Here is a 19,810-nt window from a genome sequence, read left to right as displayed (position 1 = left end):
GCGAAGCGGTCCGGCCCGGTGGCGGACCGCGGTCGCTCACGCCGACGCGGGCGGTGCGAGCGCCCTCCGCTCCCCGGCCCGGGAGCCGTGCTCCTCCCGGGCCGTGCTCCGCCCCCGAACCGCGGGCGGCCGGCCGCGCCGGTCTCCGCGTCCCGGCGGTCAGCCGCGTACGGCGCGTACCTCCAGGGCGTAGAGCGAGTAGCCGAACTCCGTGGCCCGCTCCACCCCCTGGACGCGCACGTAACGCACCTCGCGCTCGTCCATCCGCACCGACTCGCGCCCGCCCCCGCCGTCGTCCACGGCCGCCGCGGTGCGCCAGCGGCGGCCGTCGGCGGAGACCTGCACGCGGTAGCGCTTGGCGTACGCGCTCTCCCAGTTCAGCGCCACCTCACCGACCCGCACCGGCTCCGCGAGCCGCACCTGCACCCAGGCGCCGTCCTCGACCGGCGAGGACCACCGCGTCTCCGGATCGCCGTCGGCCACCGCCGCCGCCGGGAAGTCCGGCGTCTCGTCCGCCGACGACGACGCGCGGCCGGCGGGCGCCAGGTCGGGGCCGCCCACCGCGGGGTAGGCGTGCACGGTGACGGTACGGACCTGGGTGCCGCCGCCGTCCTCCAGCCGCACCGGGATCTCGTACGTGCCGGCCGCCACGTCGTCCGTCGCGCGGATCTCGATCGGCGCCCGGGCGGTCGTGCCGCGCGGTATCCGCACCTTGCCGGGGAACTCGGCCGTCAGCCCCTCCGGCGCCTTCGCCGTCACCTTGCCGCCCGAGTCGCCCGGCCGCCGCGCGGACAACTCCGCGTCCACCACGACCGGATCGCCGCCGATGGTCACGTCGGCCTCGTCGCGGGAGAGCGTGAGCCGGGCGCCGGGCTCGTCGGCGGACCACGGCACCACCTCGTGCACCACCGGCGCGGTGGTGTCGGCCGCCCACACGAGCCGTACGGCGTCGGCGTCGGCGCGCCCGGCGGACAGCTCCGTCCAGCCGCCGCCGTCGAGGTCGCCCAGCGGGCGCCACCCGGTGCGGCCCCCGTCCCGTACCCGAACCTGCACCTCCGCCTTGGTGCCGGTGCCGGGCTGGGTCAGCACCGTCACCGCCCGCAGCGGCTGCCGGTCGAACTCCACCACCAGCGCCTCGTACGCGCCGGGCGACGGCGGCCGGGCCGCCTCGTACGCCGTGGCCGGCCTGCCGTCGGCAGCCGCCGACACCGACGAGCCCGGCAGCGGCTCCGCGCCGCCGGAGGCGGACGCCCCGGTGCCGGCACCGCGCTTGCCGCCGCCCGCGCCCAGCCAGGAGTCCGAGTCGGTCAGCGCCCGGCTGAGGAAGGCGTCGAGCACACCCGCGCCCACCACCCCGCCGCCGCGGCCCGCCTCGCCGGCCAGCCGTTGCAGCTCCAGCCGCGCCTGCCACGCCTCCTGGTTGCGCCCGTCGGCCTGCGCGGTGACCATGTCCACCGCCCGCTCGCCGGCCTCGCCGTACCGCGCCAACTGCGCCAGCCACGGCCGCACCTCGTCGCCGAACGTGCCGTCCGCCAGCGGCGCCAGCTCCTCCGGCGCGCGGCGCATCACGGTGAACGCGTCCCGCAGCCGCTGCGCCGCCCTCTCCGCGCCCCGCCGCCCGCCCGCCGCGCGCTCCCGCTCGCGCCAGAAGTCCGCGATCAGCGGCCGCAGATACGCCGACTCCTTGGCGCCCAGCTCCGAGGAGGCCGAGTTCCCGGCCAGCGCGGCGAGCGCGGCGCCCGCGCCCTCGGGGTCGGGGGCGTCCGCGGCCAGGTCGCGCACGGCGGCGCGCCAGGCGGCGTCCGGGTCGTACGCGCGCGGGTTCCAGGCGTAGTCGGCGACCGTGAACAGCGGCACGCGGGAGGCGGCGGGCTGCTCCATCGCGCCGGCCAGCAGGCCCGCGGAGCCGCCGGCGACCGCCGGGTCGCGGCCGTCGTACGGGCCGAGGAAGATACGGTCGCGGGCGTAGTCGTTGACGGGGTAGTTGTCCTGGGTGACCAGCGGGTGGCCGCCGAACGCGGCCTGTGCCTCGCGCAGTTGGCCGCCGCTGATCTCCTTGGGCACGGCCCCGACGCCGGACCACGCGACCTCCACCCGCTCGTCCAGCTCGCCGGCGAGCGCGGAGCGGTAGTCGGTGGTGCCGTCCTGGTAGTACTCGGTCGGCAGCAGCGACAGCGGCGCCGCGTCCGGGTGGCGCCGGGACAGGTGCGCGGCCAGCGCGTTGGCGGTCTCGGCCTGCGCGCGGGCGGCGGCCTCCGGGCCCGAGCCGTACTCGTCGGCGTCCTCGCCGCAGGCCCACTCGCTGTAGCTGACGTCCTGGAACTGGAGCTGGAAGGCCCGTACGCCCAGTGCCCACATCGCGTCCGCCTTGGCCAGCAGGTCCTTGCGGTCGCGGCCGGAGGAGAAGCAGAAGTTCTGGCCGGGCGCCACCGCCCAGGCGAGCGTCACGTGGTTGGCGCGGGCCCGCTCGGCCAGCTCGCGGAACCGGGCGCGCTGGTCGGCGGGGTACGCCTCGCGCCAGCCGGCCTGGCGGTACTGGTCGTCGCCGGGGGAGTAGAGGTAGCGGTTGAGCTTGGTGCGGCCCATGAAGTCGAGCTGCGCCAGGCGCTGTTCGTGGCTCCAGGGGCGGCCGTAGTGGTTCTCGGCGATGCCGCGCACGGCGGTGCCGGGCCAGTCGCGTACGGACACCGCGGGCAGCGTGTTCTCCGTACGGGCCGCGCGGGCCAGTTCGCGCAGCGTCTGCACGGCGTGGAAGAGGCCCGCCGCGTCCGTGCCGGCCAGCGCGACGACGTCGCGGCCCGCGTGCTGCCCGGCGGCCAGCCGGTAGCCGCCGGCCGGCAGGTCGGCCTGCTCGCCGGCGCCCAGGGCGCGCAGCGCGGCGTCGGCGGGGGAGCGCCGGGGCGGGCCCGGGACGCCCGCGGGGCCGGCCGGCGTCTCCTCGGCGTAGACCACAAGACCGGTGGCGGGCAGCGCCGCGCCGGGGCGTGCCTGCGTGAACTCCCGTACGCCGAAGGACCGCAGCACCTCGCGCAGCTCCGCGAGCGCCCGCGGGTCCGCGCCCTCGGGGGTGACCAGCACCGCCTGCCCGCCCGCGTGCACCTCGCCGTCGCGGGCGCGCAACTGCTGCGGGCGCGGCCACACCGCGTCGCGCAGCGCCGCCTCCGCGGCCGGCGTCCCGGTCGATCCGGCCGACCCCGCGCCGCCGGCGTCCGGCTGCTGCGGCTGTGCGGCGGCGTCCGGCGCCCGGCCGCCGAGCAGCCCGCCGATGACGGCGGCGGACAGCGCCGTCGCCGTGGCCACCCGCCGCCTGGCAGCTCCGCCCAACTCCGCCTGCCCTCCGTCCGCTTCCGATGCCGTACACCGGCCCCCCGGCCGTCGTATCCGACCGTACGCCGACGCCGTCGACCGTTCGTCACCCCGGCGTTGCACCGCGGTTAAGGATGTCCGTACGCGCGCGGTACACCGTCCCGCGCGCCGCCGCCACCCGCCCGCACGCGAGCGGGGCGCAGCCGAGAGCCCACCACCGCGGCACCGCCGCTGTCAACGCGCCGGTCGGCCCCGATCCGCCGGGAGAGCGAGCCAGGGTACCGGCGCCGTACCGCCGCGGCACCCCCGGCCTGCGCGGGAGCCGCCACCGTGCCGTCGCCGCGCCGTCATCGTGCGCTCACCGCGCGGTGCCGTCCGGACGGCGGCCGTCTTCCGTTCGCCCGGTTCCCGGCGGAAAAAGCGGGCCGGGAGGGCATACGTGCCCCAGCTCTTGCGTTACACAGGGCCCGTTACAGTGAAATCGCCCGTGCCGGGTAGTGTGACGTAAGGCACGAACGCGTGTCGCCACGACTGCCGGACCCTTGATCGGGTAGCGGCCGACGTGACCAGCCGACATCGAGGAGGACCCGCGGTGGCCGCTCCCGCTCCGTATGAAGTCAGCCACGACCACCACCTCAAACCCGTCGAGGGCGCCGACCCCGACTACGGCCTGGCCGGCGCCTGCTCCTGCGCCGAGCTGCCGCTGACCAGCGAACCCCCGCTGGCCGCGGGCACCCCGCTGACGAGCGAGCCGCCGCTCGCCGCCGACGACAACCTCATCAGCGAGCCGCTGCCGCCCGTTCACTTCACGTGACGGCCTGCTGACGGCGCGCGTCTGCCGCAGTACGATCAGCCTGCCGGCTCACCCCGGCGGCGACCCTCCGGGGCCCGCGTCCGGGTTTGTGGGTGACGCCGGAGCCGATGACGTCGCATACCACCTGGGGGTGGCATGTCTCTGGCGCGGTTAGCTGCGCTGCACGGAGTCGCGGTCTCGTACGAACGCACTCCCGGCCGCGCCGTCCAGATCCCCGACGGCACTCTCGTCGCCGTCCTCGCCGCGCTCGGCGTGGACGCCTCCGGGCCCGCCGCCGTGACCGCGGCCCTCGCCGCGCACGAAGCGGCCGAGCGGAACCGGCTCCTGCCCGCGACCCTCGTGCCGCCCGCCGGCACCCTCCTCGACCCCGGGCCGCTGCCCGCCGGCACCGAGACCGCCCTGGCCGACGAGGCCGGCGGCGAACTCGACCCCCGCGCCCCGCTCCCGCCCGGCGTCCACACCCTCACCGCCACCGCCCCCGACGGGCGCACCGGCACCGCCACGGTCATCGCCGCCCCCGCGCGTGTGCCGCAGCCGCGCCGGCGCGGCGCCGGGCTCGCGCTCCCGCTGCCCGCGCTGCTGTCCACCCGCTCCTGGGGCATGGGCGACCTCGGTGACCTCGCCGAGCTGGCCGCCTGGTCCGCACGCACCCACGGCATGGACTTCGTGCAGCTCGGCCCGCTGCACGCCGCCGTCCCCGGCGCCGCGGGACAGCCCGCGGAGCCGTCCCCGTACCGGCCCTCCTCCCGGCGCTTCGCCGACCCCGTGCACCTGCGGATCGAGGACATACCGGAATACCGCTACCTGGCCCCCGACGACCGCGAACGGGCCGCCGAGCTGGCCGGCCGCGCCGCCGCGCTCCGCGAGAAGGTGCGCGCCAAGGGCGGGCTCATCGACCGCGACGAGGTGTGGCGGCTCAAGCGCGCCGCGCTGGAACTGCTGATGCGCGTCGAGCTGACGCCCGGCCGGCGCGTCGCGTACCACCACTTCCTCGCCGAACAGGGCCAGCCCCTCGACGACTACGCCGCCTGGTGCGCGCTCGCCGAGATCCACGGCCCCGACTGGCGCACCTGGCCCGGCGGCCTCGCCGACCCGCGCTCCAACGCCACCACCCGCGCCCGGCACGACCTGCTCGACCGCATCGACTTCCACTGCCGGCTGGCCTGGCTCACCGACAACCAGCTCTGGCGGGCCCAGCGCATCGCCCGGGACGCGGGCATGGCCGTCGGCGTCGTCCACGACCTGGCGGCCGGGGTGCACCCCTCGGGCGCCGACGCCTGGGCGGAGCAGTCCGTCCTCGCCGCCGGCGTCACCGCCGGCGCCCCGCCGCACGCCCCGGGCGCCCCGGGCGCGGACGGCACGGACCACGGCGTGCCGCCGTGGCGGCCCGACCGGCTCGCGGCCACCGGGTACGGCCCGTACCGCTCGCTGCTGCGCGTCGCCCTGCGGCGGGCGGGAGCGCTGCGCGTCGGGCAGGTGAGCGGGCTGTTCCGGCAGTGGTGGGTGCCGGCGGGACGGCCGCCGGCGGAGGGCACGTACGTCGCGTACGACGCGGCGGCGATGCTCGGCGTGCTGGCGCTGGAGGCGCACCGCGCGGGCACCCCGGTGCTCGGTAACGACCTCGGCGGCGCCCCGGCGGACCGCGGCATACGGGACGCGCTGGCGGCGCGCGGCGTGCTGGGCACCTCGGTGCTGTGGGCCGAGCGCGAGCCGGCGCCGGAGGCCCCCGGCGGCGTACCGTGCCCGCGGCCGCCGGAGCGCTGGCGGGACGACGTGCTGGCCACCGTCACCGGCCACGACCTGCCGCCCACCGCCGCCCGGCTCAGCGGCGCGCACCTGGCGATACGCCACGAACTGGGGCTCGTCGACATCCCGCTGCCCGCCGCCCGCGCCATCGACGCCGTCGAGGTCGGCGCCTGGCTCGACCTGCTCGACCGGCTCCGGCTGCTGCCCGGCGGCCGGGCCGACGAGGCGTCCGTCATCACCGGCCTGTACCGCTTCCTGGCCCGCACCCCCGCGCGGCTGGTCGGCGTCTGGCTGCCGGACGCGGCCGGCGACCACCGCCCGCAGCACGTGCCGGGGGCGGGCGGCGAGTACCCGCACTGGCGGCTGCCGATCGCCGACCCCGACGGCCGCACCCTGCTCCTGGAGGAACTGGCCGACTCGCCGCGTACGCACCGGCTGCTGGCGGAGGTGGTGCGCGAGATCGGCGGCAGGGACGGCGGCGCCGTCCCGGGGCTCCCGGCCGCCGGGCCCGGCGGCGCGGAGCCGCGCGGTGGTGAGGTTCGCCTTGCGGAGTCCCGCGGTGCGGAGTCCCGCGGTGAGCAGCCAGGCGGTGCGGAGTCAGGCGGTGCGGACTCCGGCGGTACGGGCGAGGAGGACCCCGGTGCGTAGCGCCGCCCGCTCCGTCGGCACCGGAGCCGCGGCCGTCGCCCTCACGGCGACCGCCCTGCTGCCCGCCGCCCGCGAGCCCGCCTCCGCCGCCGACGGATGCAGCCGGCCGATCGAGCCCGCCTCCCACATGACGGTCGAGGACTGCGACACCTCCGAGCGCATCGTCGCCAAGGCCGCCCACATCGTGCCCACCCGCGGCCAGCTCGCCTGGCAGCGGCGCGAGGTGACCGCCTTCACCCACTTCGGCATGAACACCCTCACGGACCGCGAGTGGGGCTCGGGCGCGGAGGACCCGGCGCTCTTCGACCCCGGCCGCGTCGACGTCGCCCAGTGGATGCGTACGTACCAGGCGATGGGCGCCGAGCTGGCCATGCTCACCGCCAAGCACCACGACGGCTTCAACCTCTACCCGACGCGCTACTCCGACCACTCCGTGGCCGCCAGCCCGCACAGCCGCGACCTCCTCGGCACGTACGTCAAGGAAGCCCGCAGGGCCGGCCTCGACGTCGGCGTCTACCTCTCCCCGTCCGACGGCGCGGAACTGCCGCACGACTGGCACGCCGGCTGGCTCGCGGACCTGCGCGCGAAGCAGCAGGCGGGCGAGCCGCTGACGAGCGTCGAGCGCACCGCGCTGGCCGACGGCGGCCCGCCCTCGGGCCACGGCCGCTACGGCAACGGCAGCCCCGTGCGCACGCACACCATCCCCACCCTCGCCGAGGGCGACGACCGCGCCGACGACGTCGCCGCCGGGCGGCTGCCCACGTTCACGGTGCGCGCCAACGACTACGACGCGTACTACCTGAACCAGGTCTACGAGCTGTTCACCGAGTACGGCCCCATCGACGAGCTGTGGCTCGACGGCGCCAACCCGTGGCGGGACGCGGGCCTCACGCAGGAGTACGACTTCCGGCAGTGGTACGAGCTGATCCACGCGCTCTCCCCGGACACCGTCGTCTTCCAGGGTCCGCAGGGCGTCCGCTGGGTCGGCAACGAGCGCGGCGTCGCCCGCGAGACCGAGTGGAGCGTCACCCCGCACACCGTCGACCCCCGCTCCACGCACGGCGCGCTGCCCAACGACTCCACCGACGCCGACATCGGCTCCCGCGCCCGGCTCCTCGCGGACGGGGTGCGCCACCTCCAGTGGTATCCGGCGGAGGCCGACGTCTCCAACCGCCCCGGCTGGTTCCACCACCCCGGCGAGCGGCCGAAGACCGCGGACGAGCTGTTCGCGCTCTACGAGCGGAGCGTCGGCCGCAACGCGCCGCTGCTGCTCAACGTGCCGCCCGCCCGCGACGGCCGGATCGCCGCCGAGGACGTACGCGAACTGCGCACCTTCGGCGACCGGGTGCGCGCGGTCTACGGCGAGAACGTGCTCGACCGGCGCGGCCCGCAGACCTTCGACCGGGTCCGGCTCGGCGAGGACATCCGGCACGGGCAGCGCGTCGAGCGCTTCGCGGTGGAGGCGCAGGACCCCCGGACGGGTCAGTGGCGCGAGATCGCGGCGGGCACCACGATCGGCGCGTACCGGATCCTGCCGCTGGCCGCGCCGGTGACGGCGGAGCGGCTGCGGGTACGGGTGGACGAGGCGCGGGCGAAGCCGCGGCTGCTGCCGGTGACGGCGCACCTGAGCACGGCGGGGGAGCGCGCGCCGTAGCGGGTGCGGCGGCGGGTGGCGCGGCGGGCGGCGCGCGTTAGGAGACCCCGGGCGCGCGGGCGGCGGCGGTGTTCGCTACGGTTTGAGCGTGAACAGGAAGAAGACCCTGCGCGCCGGTGCACTTACCGCCGGGACGGCGCTGCTCATGCTGATGTCGTCCCCCGCCGCCTCCGCGCTCAACCGCGACGACGGCGACGACCCGGGCCCCGGGCTGAGCGTCGCGGAGACCCTCGGTCTCTTCGTGCTCACCCCGCTGGTCGCTTTCGCGGTGATCGCCGGACTGGTGGTCGCCGCCGAGAAGAAGAAGGGCTGACGGCCCCGGCCGTACGCCACGCGCAGGCGCCTGCTCCGTACCCAGGGGCGGGCGCTTTTGGCGCGCGTACGGGCATGGGCACGAGCGCCCTGGCCCGGGGTGGCCGGAGGCCGGGTCCGGGCGGACCGGCGCCCGGGCCCGTCGCTTGGGCTCGGCGTCCGCCCGCTCAGGCGAACTCCGGCATCTCCCCGACCGTCCGGTTGACGTTGATCACCGTGAACGACGCGCCCTGCGGGTCCTTCAGCGTCGCCATGCGCCCGAACGGCGAGTCCTGCGGCCCGAACGTCACGCTGCCCCCGCGCCGCTCCGTCGTCTCCACGGCACGGTCGCAGTCGTCCACCGCGAAGCAGACGCCCACGTGCGGGGGCGTCCCGGCGGGGAAGACGTTGCCGCTCATCTGCGCCCGGCCGAGCAGCGGGTCGCCGTCGCCGAGGCTCCACACCGCGTAGTCCATGGTGTCGTCCTGCATCCTGCGCACCCGGTAGCCGAAGACCTCGGGGAAGAAGGCGTCGGCGTGCTCGGGGTTGCGGGTGTCGACCTCCGCCCAGCAGAAGGTGCCGGGCTCGCCGATCGCGGCGAAGCCCTCGTGGCTGCCCGACTGCCACAGGCCGAAGCGGATGCCGTCCGGGTCCTCGGCGATCGCCATCGTGCCGTACGAGCCGACCTCCATCGGGCCCGTCACGACCCGGCCGCCGTGCTCGCCGACGTGCCCGGCGGTGGCGGCGGCGTCGGGCGTGGCGAAGTACAGCATCCAGTCCGCCTCGGCGTCCTGCGTGCCCGGCATCGGCGGGGCCAGCCCGGCGGCGACACCGCTGTCGGCGGACGCCTGGGTGTAGTGGCCGGCGGCCTCGCCGCCGTCCTCGAAGGTCCAGCCGAAGACGTCGGCGTAGAAGCTCTTCGCGGAGTCGAGGTCGGGGAAGGTCGCGTCCGCCCAGCAGGGTGCACCTTCGGGTCGTACGGTCATGATCGGTCGCCTCCTCCGAGGCTGGGGGGAATGCGTGGATTTCTGCACTTCTCACGCTAGCCCCGCGGCCCGCCGCCCGCGCGCGGGCGGGGCGGGGGCGGCGGACCCCGGGGCCGACGGGCGCTGGCAGAATTGCGTCACGTACACACCGCGTGACGCTGACCGGGGGAGGGGCCGTGTCCGTACCGGACGACACCTGCGCGGCCTGCGGCCGGCCGCTGCCGCCCCGCGCCGGCCGCCGGGGCCGTACGTCCGTCTACTGCTCCGCCGCCTGCCGCCAGCGCGCCTACCGCGAGCGCAGCGCCCCCGGGGCGGTCGGCTCCGTGCGGGAGCTGATCTCCGACGTCGCCGAGCGCGCCGGGCGGCTCACGCCGCAGCCGCCGGGGACGTTCTACGCGGAGGTGACGGAGCTGTCGTCGTCGGTGGGGCGGCTGCGGCGCATCGCGCGTACGGCGCGGGACGCGGCGGAAGGCGGCACGCAGGCCCGGACGGACGGCACGCAGGAAAACGTCTCGCAGGAAAACGTCTCGCCGGAAAACGTCACGCCGCCGCCCGTGACGAATCCGCCACCGGACACCTCCGGCGCCCCGGAGGCTCCCGACGACGCGGACTTCGCCGGGCTGATGGAGACGTACCGCCGCGAGCTTCAGGTCCACTGCTACCGGATGACCGGCTCGTACGACGAGTCGGAGGACCTCGTCCAGGAGACCTTCCTCAAGGCGTGGCGCCGCCGCGAGACCTACGAGGGCCGCGCCGCCGTACGCGCCTGGCTCTACCGCATCGCCACCAACACCTGCCTCGACCACCTCCGCCGCCACTCCCGCACCCCCGCCCGCTACGAGCGCCTGCCCGGCATGACCCACGGCGACGCCGAGCCGCCCGTCCGCGTCACCTGGCTCCAGCCCTACCCCGACGAGCTGCTGGCCGACGTGCCCGCCGCCGACGCCGGCCCGGAGGCCCTGGCCGTCGCCCGCGAGACCGTCGACCTGGTCTTCGTCACCGCGCTCCAGCACCTGCCGCCGCGCCAGCGGGCGGTGCTCGTCCTGCGCGACGTCGTCGGCCTGCCCGCCGCGCAGACCGCCGGCCTGCTCGACCTGAGCACCGCCGCGGTGAACAGCGCCCTCCAGCGCGCCCGGCCCGCGCTGCGCGCGCACCTGCCCGCCGGCAAGCGCGCCGAGTGGGCGCCGCCGACGCCGCCGACGTCCGCGGAGCTGGCGGTCGTCGAGCGGTACCGGGAGGCGGCCGAGCGGCTCGACATGGCGGCGATGGCGGCCGTGCTGACGGAGGACGCGAAGCTGACGATGCCGCCGAACCCGTTCTGGTTCGTCGGGAGGCAGACGATCGCGGACTTCGTCGCCCAGTCGCTCGACCCGGCCCTGCCCGCCTTCTTCGGCGACTGGCGGCATGTCCCCACCCGCGCCAACGGCCGCCCCGCGGTCGCCGGTTACGTGCGCCGGCCGGGCACGACGGTGTACCGGGCGCAGACGCTGGAGGTGCTGCGGGTGACCGGGGGCACGGCCCGTGCCGGAGGGCGGATAGCCGAGATCACCACGTTCGAGCCGCACCTGCTGCCCGCGTTCGGGCTCCCGATGACGCTCTGAGGAGCGGGCCTGACGTACGGCGGAGTGCGGGCATCCCGGCGGTGCCCCGGAACGCCCACCCGCGTACGCCGCAGGCCGGTCACCCCGATGGCGCCGGGCGTCCTGCCCGGGGCGGGCATTCGGGCGAACACCGCCGCCCGCGCCGCCGCGCCCGGCGGGGAGCGATGACTGACCCGCCCCGCATGCGTCTCATGGCCGACACCACTCGATGACCACAGCCGAGGAGCGACCATGCTGCTGGAGAACAAGAACGCGATCGTCTACGGCGCCGGCGGAGCCATCGGCGCCGCGGTGGCCCGCACCTTCGCCCGCGAGGGCGCCCACGTCCACCTCGCCGGCCGGCACGCGGCGAACGTCGAGATGGTCGCCAGGGACATCACCGAGTCCGGCGGCACCGCCCACGCGGCCGTGGTCGACGCACTGGACGAGCGCGCGGTGGAGGAGCACGCGGCCCGGGTGGCGGCGGAGGCGGGCTCCATCGACGTGAGCATCAACCTGATCACCCGCAACGACGTGCAGGGCACCCCGCTGGTCGACCTGTCCGTCACGGACTACGTCTCCTGCGTCACCGGCGGCCTCACCACCAACTTCATCACCGCCCGCGCCGCGGGCAGGCGCATGGCGGAGCAGGGCTCCGGCGTCATCCTGGCGCTCGACAGCGGCTCGTCCCACACCAGCCCGATGATGGGCGGCACCTGCCCCGCGGACGCGGCGATCGACAGCCTCGTCCGCGCCCTCGCCCAGGAACTCGGCCCCCGCGGCGTCCGCGCCGTCGGCCTGTGGGCCGCCGGCGTCCCGGAGACCCTCACCCCGCAGAAGCTCGGCGCGGTCAACCCGTCGATGGCCACCCCGGAAGCCCTCCGCGGCGTCCTTGCCACCCTCGACGACCTCCGCATGCTCCCGTCCTCCCCCCGCCTCCAGGAGATCGCCGACCTCGCCGCCTTCCTCGCCTCCCCCCGCGCAGGAGCGGTCACCGGCACCTGGATCAACGCCACCGCCATGTTCACAAGCTGAGCCCCGGCGGGGACGCGTGCGGGCCCCCGGCGGTGCCGGGGGCCCGTGGGGTCGGGGGCAGGGGGTCAGGGTGTGGCCGCGGCTGCGTCGGCCTGCTGGGCGCGGAGGGCGCGCTCGACGCCGGCGCGGGACTCCGTGACCATGCGGCGCAGGGCCGGGGGCGGCTGGGCCTCGGCCAGCCAGGTGTCCGTCGCGTCCAGGGTGGCCTGGGAGACCTGGAGGGACGGGTAGAGGCCGACGACGATCTGCTGGGCGATCTCGTGGCTGCGGGACTCGAAGACGTCCTTGACCGCGTCGAAGTACTTCGCCGTGAACGGGGCCAGCAGGTCCCGCTGGTCGGTCTGGACGAAGCCGCCGATCACCGCCTCCTGCACCGCGTTGGCGAGGTTGCCCTCCTCGACGACATCCGTCCACGCCCGCGACTTCGCCGCCGCCGTGGGCCGGGCCGCGCGGGCCGAGGCCGCGTGGCGTTCGCCGGCGGCGGTCTTGTCGCGCTCCAGCTCCGCCGCGATGGCGTCCTCGCCGGCGCGGCCGGTGGCGGCCAGCCGGTGCAGCAGCGTCCAGCGCAGCTCGGTGTCGACGTCGAGGCCCTCGATGGTGCGGGAGCCGTCGAGCAGGCCGGCGAGCAGGTCCAGTTGGCCCTCGGTGCGGGCGGTGGCCGCGAAGGCGCGGGCCCAGGCGAGCTGGTGGTCGCCGGCCGGCTCGGCGGCGTGGAGCTGGGTCTCCGTCTCCGCCGACCAGCGGGCGAGCCCCGTCTCGCGCCAGTCGGGCGCCGCGTAGAGGTCGAGGGCCAGCTTCACCTGGCGGTGCAGGGACTGCACCACGCCGATGTCGCTCTCCTTCCGGATGCCGGAGAGGACGAGGTCCAGGTAGTCGCGGGTGGGCAGTTCGCCGTCGCGGGTCATGTCCCAGGCCGACGCCCAGCACAGGGCCCGCGGCAGGGTGGTCTCGAAGTCGCCGAGGTGGCGGGTCACCACGTCCAGGGAGGCGGGGTCCAGCCGGACCTTGGCGTAGGTGAGGTCGTCGTCGTTGAGCAGGACGACGGCGGGGCGGGGCCGGCCGGCCAGTTGCGGCACGTCGGTCAGCTCGCCGTCGATGTCCAGCTCCAGCCGGTCGGTGCGCACCAGCCGGCCGTCCTTCAGCTCGTACAGCCCGATGGCGATGCGGTGCGGGCGCAGCACCGGCTCGCCCTTGGCGCCGGCGGGCAGCGCGGGGGCCTCCTGGCGGATGGCGAACGACCTGACCACGCCGTCGGAGTCGGTCTCCAGCTCGGGCCGCAGCACGTTGATCCCGGCGGTCTCCAGCCACGCCTTGGACCAGGCCGCCAGGTCGCGCCCGCTGGTCTCCTCCAGCGCGCCGAGCAGGTCGCTCAGCCGGGTGTTGCCGAAGGCGTGGCGCTTGAAGTACGCCTGCACGCCGCGGAAGAACTCGTCCTCGCCGACGTACGCCACGAGCTGCTTGAGCACCGAGGCGCCCTTGGCGTACGTGATGCCGTCGAAGTTGACCAGCACGTCGTCGAGGTCGGCGATCTCGGCCATGATCGGGTGGGTGGACGGCAGTTGGTCCTGCCGGTAGGCCCAGGTCTTCATCTGGTTCGCGAACGACGTCCACGCGTGCGGCCAGCGCGAGCCGGGGGCCTGGGCGAGGCAGGCGGTGGAGGAGTAGGTGGCGAACGACTCGTTCAGCCAGAGGTCGTTCCACCACTCCATGGTCACCAGGTCGCCGAACCACATGTGGGCCAGCTCGTGCAGGATCGTGTCGGCCCGCATCTCGTACGCCGCGTCGGTGACCTTGGAGCGGAACACGTACTGGTCGCGGAAGGTGACCGCGCCCGCGTTCTCCATCGCGCCGGCGTTGAACTCCGGGACGAAGAGCTGGTCGTACTTCTCGAACGGGTACGGGTAGTCGAAGCGCTTCTGGAACCAGTCGAAGCCCTGCCGCGTGACCTCGAAGATCGCCTCCGCGTCCAGGTACTCGGCGAGGGACGGCCGGCAGTACACGCCCAGCGGCACCGTCCGCCCGTCGCCCTCCCAGGTGCCGTGCACCGACGCGTACGGCCCGGCGATCAGCGCGGTGATGTACGTCGACATCCGCGGCGTGGGCGTGAAGCGCCACACCCCGTCCGCCGGCTCGGGCGTCGGGGAGTTGGAGATGACCTGCCAGCCCTCCGGCGCGGTCACCGTGAACGCGAACGTCGCCTTCAGGTCCGGCTGTTCGAAGTTCGCGAACACCCGGCGCGCGTCGGGGACCTCGAACTGCGTGTACAGGTACGTCTCGCCGTCCACCGGGTCGACGAAGCGGTGCAGTCCTTCACCCGTATTGGTGTACGCGCAGTCGGCGACGACCCGCAGCACGTTCGGCCCCGAGCGCAGCCCCGGCAGGGTGATCCGGGAGTCGGCGAAGACCTCGGCGGCGTCGAGCGCGGTGCCGTTCAGCACCACCTCGTGCACCTCGGGCGCGACGAGGTCGGCGAAGGTCTCCGCGCCGTCCTCGGCGGCCGAGAACCGCACCGTCGTCACCGACCGGAAGGTGCCCCCCTCCTTGGCCTCCTTGGCGCCGGAGATGTCGAGGTCGATCTCGTACGCGTCCACCTTCAGCAGGCGCGCGCGCTCCCGCGCCTCTTCCCGGGTCAGATTCGTGCCAGGCACCTGGGCTACTCCTTACCCCTACGACTGACCGCAATCCTCGCACGCCGGACGCCTGCGCGGAGCGGCCTGTGGATGACGGCGGCACCCCGGCCGTACGGCCCGTACCGCCTGTGGAAAACCCGGCCCGGCGCCGGGCCGGGCCACCGGTCGAACACCGCCGATCGCCGGTCGGTCGCGTATCAGCCGTCGGTCAGCCGCCCGGTCGGCTTCCGGGTCAACCACCCAGCGGCCGGCGGCTGGCCGACCCCGTGTCGCCCTCCTCAGGACCGCCGCTCGGCCGCCACCAGCTCCGCGATCTGCACCGCGTTCAGCGCCGCGCCCTTGCGCAGGTTGTCCCCCGAGAGGAACAGCGCGAGCCCGTTCTCCGCCGTCTCGTCGCGCCGGATGCGGCCCACGTACGACACGTCCCGCCCCGCCGCGCCCAGCGGCGTCGGCACGTCCGCGAGCGCCACGCCCTCCGCTCCGGCCAGCACCTCCGCGGCCCGCGCGGGGCTCAGCGGCTCGGCGAAGCGCGCGTTGACCTGGAGCGAGTGCCCGGTGAAGACCGGGACGCGGACGCAGGTGCCGGAGACCTTCAGCTCCGGGATCTCCAGGATCTTGCGCGACTCGTGGCGCAGCTTCTGCTCCTCGTCCGTCTCGTCGAGCCCGTCGTCGACGAGGGAGCCGGCCAGCGGCAGCACGTTGTACGCGATCGGGGCCACGTACTTCTCCGGCTCGGGGAAGGCGACCGCGGCGCCGTCCCGGGTCAGCTTCGGCGCGTCCTCGCCGGCGGCGCGGACCTGCCGGAACAGCTCCTCCACGCCGGCCAGGCCGGAGCCGGAGACCGCCTGGTAGGTGGCGACGACCATGGAGACCAGGCCCGCCTCCCGGTGCAGCGGCTTGAGCACGGGCATCGCGGCCATCGTGGTGCAGTTCGGGTTGGCGACGATGCCCTTGGGGCGGTCGGCCACCGCGTGCGGGTTGACCTCGGAGACGACCAGCGGCACGTCGGGGTCGCGGCGCCACGCGGAGGAGTTGTCGATCACGACCGGGCCCTGCGCCGCGACCTTCTCGGCGATCGCCCTGGAGGTGGCGCCGCCGGCGGAGAACAGCACGATGTCGAGCCCGGAGTAGTCGGCGGTGCCGGCGTCCTCGACCGTGACCGTACCGCCGGGAGCGCCCTGCCACGGCAGCGTGCGCCCCGCGGACCGGGCCGACGCGAACAGGCGAAGCTGGTCCACCGGGAAGGCCCGCTCGGCGAGGATGTCGCGCATCACTCCGCCGACCTGGCCGGTGGCTCCGACGATTCCGATCTTCATGGCTCTCCGTTTCACAGGTGCGGGGTGCGCCCTCCATGATGCCGGGCGCCGGGCGGCTGGCTCCAGTCGTTTCCCCTGCCCAGCCGCCCGCCCCGGGCGACCCCCCGCGGCGAACTGAGACACACGCCACAGGGGCGGGACACCGGCACTGCGGCGTCCCGCCCCCGCGGGTTCCTTCAGGACGTACGCGCCGCGCACACCGGCGCGCGCGTACGGGCAGCCGCCGCTACGGCACCACCGTCCCGATGCGCACGCTGCCCGCGCCCGCCGCCGTGCCGCGGGCGTTCTGCAACTGCACCTCGCCGAAGAACTCGCGGCCCTGCGGACCGGGCGCCGCCACCGTGACCTCGGCCGCGACCTCGGTGCTCTCGCCGCTGGCCAGCTCGACCGGCTCGTCGCCGACGCCCACCTCGCCCAGCGCCGGGGAGAAGTACACGTCGCGGTAGTCGTACTCCGTCGTGCCCGCTGGCACGTCGTAGGCGAAGACCTCCACCGTGTACGTCCCGGGCTCCGGGTCGGCGAGGGAGACCCCCTCCTCCGAGTCGGCGTCCGCGGCCTGCGCCACCTGCACACCGTCGCGGTAGAGCGTCAGGTCCAGGTCCGCGTTGGCGTCGGAGGTGGCGCCGATCACCGCGTCGAGCCGGGTGACGCCCTCGGCGACCTCGATCTCCGTGGTCTGCGTCTCACCGTTCGCGATGCTCGGCCGGGTCGACAGACCCGAGCCGAGCGGCCCGCCGGCGAGCTTGCCGGACACCGGCGCGAACTCGTTGGTGACGGTCCACTCCACCGGGCTCGGCGTGCCGACCTTCGCCTCCTCGATCGTCTGCACCTCGGGGTCGAAGGCCGCGCCGAGCGCGGTCGCCTCGACCGTGAACGGGTTGTCCAGCTCCGGCGAGGTGCGCCGCGACTCGACCTCGATCTCCCACACGCCCGGCATCGGTTCGTCGTAGGAGCGCAGGTCGGGGCGGCAGGTGTTCGCCGGGTTGTCGTAGTTGTTGTAGCAGAACGGCGTCGAGGTCTCGTCGACCGGAATGCCCCACGGGTCGATCGCGATCCAGCGGGTCTGGCTCTTGCCCTTCAGCCCGCTCATCGCCACCTCAAGGGTCTTCGCGCCCTCGGGGACCTTCACGAAGTACGAGCGGTGGTCGTTGCGCTGCACCTTGTTCGACACCTGGTACCCGTACGCCGGCGCCGCCAGCTCCTGCGAGCCGACCACCGTCGTCAGCACCCGGTGGTCGATGCCCTCGGTGCGCTTGCCGTCGACCAGCAGCGCGGCGCTGTGCAGCCCCGCGGAGCGCGGCTTGGCCTGCACCCGGACGGTCAGCGGCTGGCCGCGGCGCAGCGTGACGTCGTCGTCGCCGAGCAGCTTGAACGTGCCGTCGTTGCCCTGCCACTCCAGCTCGTGCGGCGTGCCGCCGGCCGGTCCGGAGGTGCGGGTGAGGGTGATCTCGTACGTCTCGGACTCGCCGCGCGCCGGGCCGCTCTCGCGGTCGTAGACGCCGCTGCCCACGCCGGGGGTGGCGAGGAAGCCGCCGAGCACGGTGTCGACGGGCGCCTTCACGTCGTACTCGTACGCCGTGGCGCCGTCCTCCAGGGAGTCCCAGGCGTCGACGACGTCGACCCGGCCGGCACCCTCCGCGTACGCCTGCACGCCGGGGATGTGGTCGGCGGTGGAGGTCATCGCGGTGCGCAGCGAGTTCGGGGTGACGTCGATGCCCTCGCGCTCGGCGGCGGACAGCAGCAGCGCCGCGGCGCCCGCGGTCTGCGGCGAGGACATCGAGGTGCCCTGGAGCATGCCGTAGCCGGGCGGCAGCTCGTAGCCGGCCTCGGGGACGGGCTCGCCGGGCTGCCAGGTCGGGATGGTGTTGACCGACGCGCCCGGCGCGGTGATCGTCGGGGTGGCGCCGCCGTCCTCGCGCGGGCCGCGGGAGGAGAACGGCATCATCGCGTACTTCTTCTCCACGCGGCTGCCGTAGTTCGCGGCCCAGGTCTCGCGGGACGCGGCCGCGCCGACGCTGATGACCTTGTCGGCCAGGCCGGGGTCGCCGATCGTGTTAGCGCCCGGGCCGTCGTTGCCCGCGGAGATGACGAGCTGGATGCCGTAGGTGTCGATGAGCCGGTTGTACAGCTCGGCGCGGGCGTTGTTGCCGTCGTTGAGCGGCGGCAAGCCGCCGATCGACATGTTGACGACGTCGACGCCGCGGTTGGCGACCAGGTCGATCATGCCCTCGGTGAGCGCGACCGCGGTGCAGCCGCCGCTCCAGGTGCAGGCCCGGGAGGAGACGAGCTTGGCGCCGGGCGCCGCGCCGTTCATCCGGCCGCCGAAGAGGCCGTTGGCGGCGGTGATGCCGGCGACGTGGGTGCCGTGCGCGCCCTCGACGACGCCGACGTTGACGAAGTCCTCCTTCTTGCCGATCCAGTCCCCGCCGTACGGGTCCATCGGGACGTCCTTGCGGATCTCCACGACGAACGGGATCGCCTCGGCGATCGCCGTGGCCGGGTCGTCGGCGCCGAAGTAGGCGAACTTGTGGTCCTCGCCGTACGGGGCCATCGGCTTGTCGTTGCGGAAGTCGCCGTCGTCGCCGAGGTCGACGCGGACGGTGCCGGCGGCGGCGTCGTACAGCAGCGCCCAGGAGTCGGTGGTGTCGCCGTCGCGGTTCAGGTCGCCCTGCATCTCGCCGCCCAGCGTGGCGTTCTCGCTGAAGAGGGAGACGGAGTAGGCGCCGCGCGGGGCGGTGTACTCGCGGTCGTTGAACGTGAACGACGGGCCGGAGACGTCGGTGACCATCGCGCGCCAGGTGCGGTCGCCGTCCACGATCGGGTCGGTGGCCGTCACCCAGTCGGTGATCTTGCGCTCGCCGGTGGTGGTCTTGCGCAGCGCGGGGTGGGCGAGGTCGACGCCGGAGTCGAGGATGCCGATGGTGATGCCGCGGCCGTCGGCCTTCGGGTGCTGCTTGACGAAGTCGACGGCGCCGGTCTCGTGGGCCGGCTGGTACGGGTTCTTCGCCGGCGTCGAGCGGTCGGGGGCCGGGTAGGCGCCCTGGGCGCCGCTGCCGGTGCCCCCCTTGTCGCCGCGGGCGCGGTCGGCGTCCGGCCGCGGGTCGGGCAGCTCGATCTCCTCGTTCAGATCGATGCCGTGCACGGCGGACATCTTCGCTGCCCTGGCGATGGCGGCGTCGGCGCGGCCGGTGGGCACCGTGGCGCGGACGTAGCCGAGCCTGTCGTGCGTACGGCCCACGGAGGCGCCGCGTACGCCGCGGAAGGTGTCGGCGACCTCGGCCGTCTCCCCGGGCTTCACGGCCACCAGCAGCGTGACGTTCTTGTCGCCCCCCGCCTTCGCCTCGGCGAGCAGCTCCGCGTCCTTCGCGCCGAGTTTGTCCGCCGCGGCCTTGGGCCGGTCGGGCTCCGGGGCGCCCTCCGCGGCCTGCGTGGCCGCCGAGCCGGTCGCGGTGAGCGCGGCGGCCAGTCCGGCCGCGAGGGCTATTCGGGCGGCGGCGCGCGGCCGTCCGCCCCCCGGTATGCGTCCGGGTGTGCGTCTGGGAGAGATCGTCATCTCTTGTTCAACCCCCACCTGTGTGGAAACCGGCATCCGGTGCCGACTGTCCGCATATCTATCAGCAAGTCACTCGTGTGCGGGGGGAGTTGCGTGTGGCGGATTGCGGCGTTGGCGCATAGCCGCCAGGAGGGGGTGTGCGGCGCGTTCCCGCCGCGATGAACCCACGGTGACCGCGGCCACTCGAACGGGCGAGGATCGCGTGTCCATTGCGCGGTGTTATCGGCCGGTGAAGGTATTTGTGGGCTTCC

General features: G+C 75.2%; 11 protein-coding genes. 6 read left to right on the top strand and 5 right to left on the bottom strand.

Features of this window, described 5'->3' with window-relative positions; translation table 11 throughout:
- Positions 1-159: 159 nt before the first annotated feature.
- Positions 160-3,300: a beta-N-acetylglucosaminidase domain-containing protein gene (locus tag QBL21_RS27695; RefSeq protein ID WP_407564954.1), complete on the bottom strand. Its 3,141-nt coding sequence runs from the start codon at positions 3,298-3,300 to the stop codon at positions 160-162.
- Between the two features lie 598 nt (positions 3,301-3,898).
- On the opposite strand from QBL21_RS27695, the gene QBL21_RS27690 reads away from it, so the two are divergent.
- The 4 genes from QBL21_RS27690 to QBL21_RS27675 all read left to right on the top strand — a co-directional run bounded on the left by QBL21_RS27690 (position 3,899) and on the right by QBL21_RS27675 (position 8,481).
- On the top strand, positions 3,899-4,120 hold the full coding sequence (locus tag QBL21_RS27690) for a hypothetical protein (RefSeq protein ID WP_037752677.1): 222 nt from the start codon (positions 3,899-3,901) through the stop codon (positions 4,118-4,120).
- 135 nt (positions 4,121-4,255) lie between these two features.
- Complete coding sequence (locus tag QBL21_RS27685; RefSeq protein ID WP_407564953.1) at positions 4,256-6,514, top strand: 4-alpha-glucanotransferase; 2,259 nt, start codon at positions 4,256-4,258, stop codon at positions 6,512-6,514.
- A complete protein-coding gene (locus QBL21_RS27680) occupies positions 6,507-8,168 on the top strand; it encodes an alpha-L-fucosidase (RefSeq protein WP_407564952.1) in 1,662 nt (553 codons plus the stop codon). The genes QBL21_RS27685 and QBL21_RS27680 overlap by 8 nt, the downstream gene beginning before the upstream one ends.
- Positions 8,169-8,256: 88 nt before the next feature.
- The gene (locus QBL21_RS27675; RefSeq protein ID WP_407564951.1) at positions 8,257-8,481 is read left to right on the top strand and encodes a hypothetical protein; all 225 of its coding nucleotides are present in this window, start codon (positions 8,257-8,259) and stop codon (positions 8,479-8,481) included.
- 166 nt (positions 8,482-8,647) lie between these two features.
- Here QBL21_RS27675 and QBL21_RS27670 read toward each other — a convergent pair whose 3' ends face one another.
- Positions 8,648-9,445, bottom strand: coding sequence for a VOC family protein (locus tag QBL21_RS27670; RefSeq protein ID WP_407564950.1), 798 nt, complete (start codon positions 9,443-9,445; stop codon positions 8,648-8,650).
- A gap of 176 nt (positions 9,446-9,621) precedes the next feature.
- On the opposite strand from QBL21_RS27670, the gene QBL21_RS27665 reads away from it, so the two are divergent.
- Both QBL21_RS27665 and QBL21_RS27660 read left to right on the top strand, forming a co-directional pair.
- A complete protein-coding gene (locus tag QBL21_RS27665) occupies positions 9,622-11,046 on the top strand; it encodes an RNA polymerase subunit sigma-70 (protein WP_407564949.1) in 1,425 nt (474 codons plus the stop codon).
- Positions 11,047-11,277: 231 nt separating this feature from the next.
- Positions 11,278-12,060: an SDR family NAD(P)-dependent oxidoreductase gene (locus tag QBL21_RS27660; RefSeq protein WP_407564948.1), complete on the top strand. Its 783-nt coding sequence runs from the start codon at positions 11,278-11,280 to the stop codon at positions 12,058-12,060.
- 65 nt (positions 12,061-12,125) lie between these two features.
- On the opposite strand, the gene pepN is transcribed toward QBL21_RS27660, so the two are convergent.
- From pepN to QBL21_RS27645, 3 genes are all read right to left on the bottom strand, one after another.
- Positions 12,126-14,708 carry an aminopeptidase N gene (gene pepN, locus QBL21_RS27655; RefSeq protein WP_407564947.1) on the bottom strand — a complete coding sequence of 861 codons (2,583 nt, stop codon included), beginning with the start codon at positions 14,706-14,708 and terminating at the stop codon, positions 12,126-12,128.
- Positions 14,709-14,968: 260 nt separating this feature from the next.
- Positions 14,969-16,006: an aspartate-semialdehyde dehydrogenase gene (locus QBL21_RS27650; RefSeq protein WP_407564946.1), complete on the bottom strand. Its 1,038-nt coding sequence runs from the start codon at positions 16,004-16,006 to the stop codon at positions 14,969-14,971.
- Positions 16,007-16,232: 226 nt separating this feature from the next.
- Complete coding sequence (locus QBL21_RS27645) at positions 16,233-19,559, bottom strand: S8 family serine peptidase (RefSeq protein WP_407564945.1); 3,327 nt, start codon at positions 19,557-19,559, stop codon at positions 16,233-16,235.
- Between the last annotated feature and the right edge of the window lie 251 nt (positions 19,560-19,810).

Source organism: Streptomyces sp. 184 (assembly GCF_045781775.1).
Classification (GTDB): domain Bacteria; phylum Actinomycetota; class Actinomycetes; order Streptomycetales; family Streptomycetaceae; genus Streptomyces.
The sequence above is the reverse complement of the archived record's forward strand: the minus strand, read 5'-3'. Positions and strand labels throughout refer to the sequence as shown.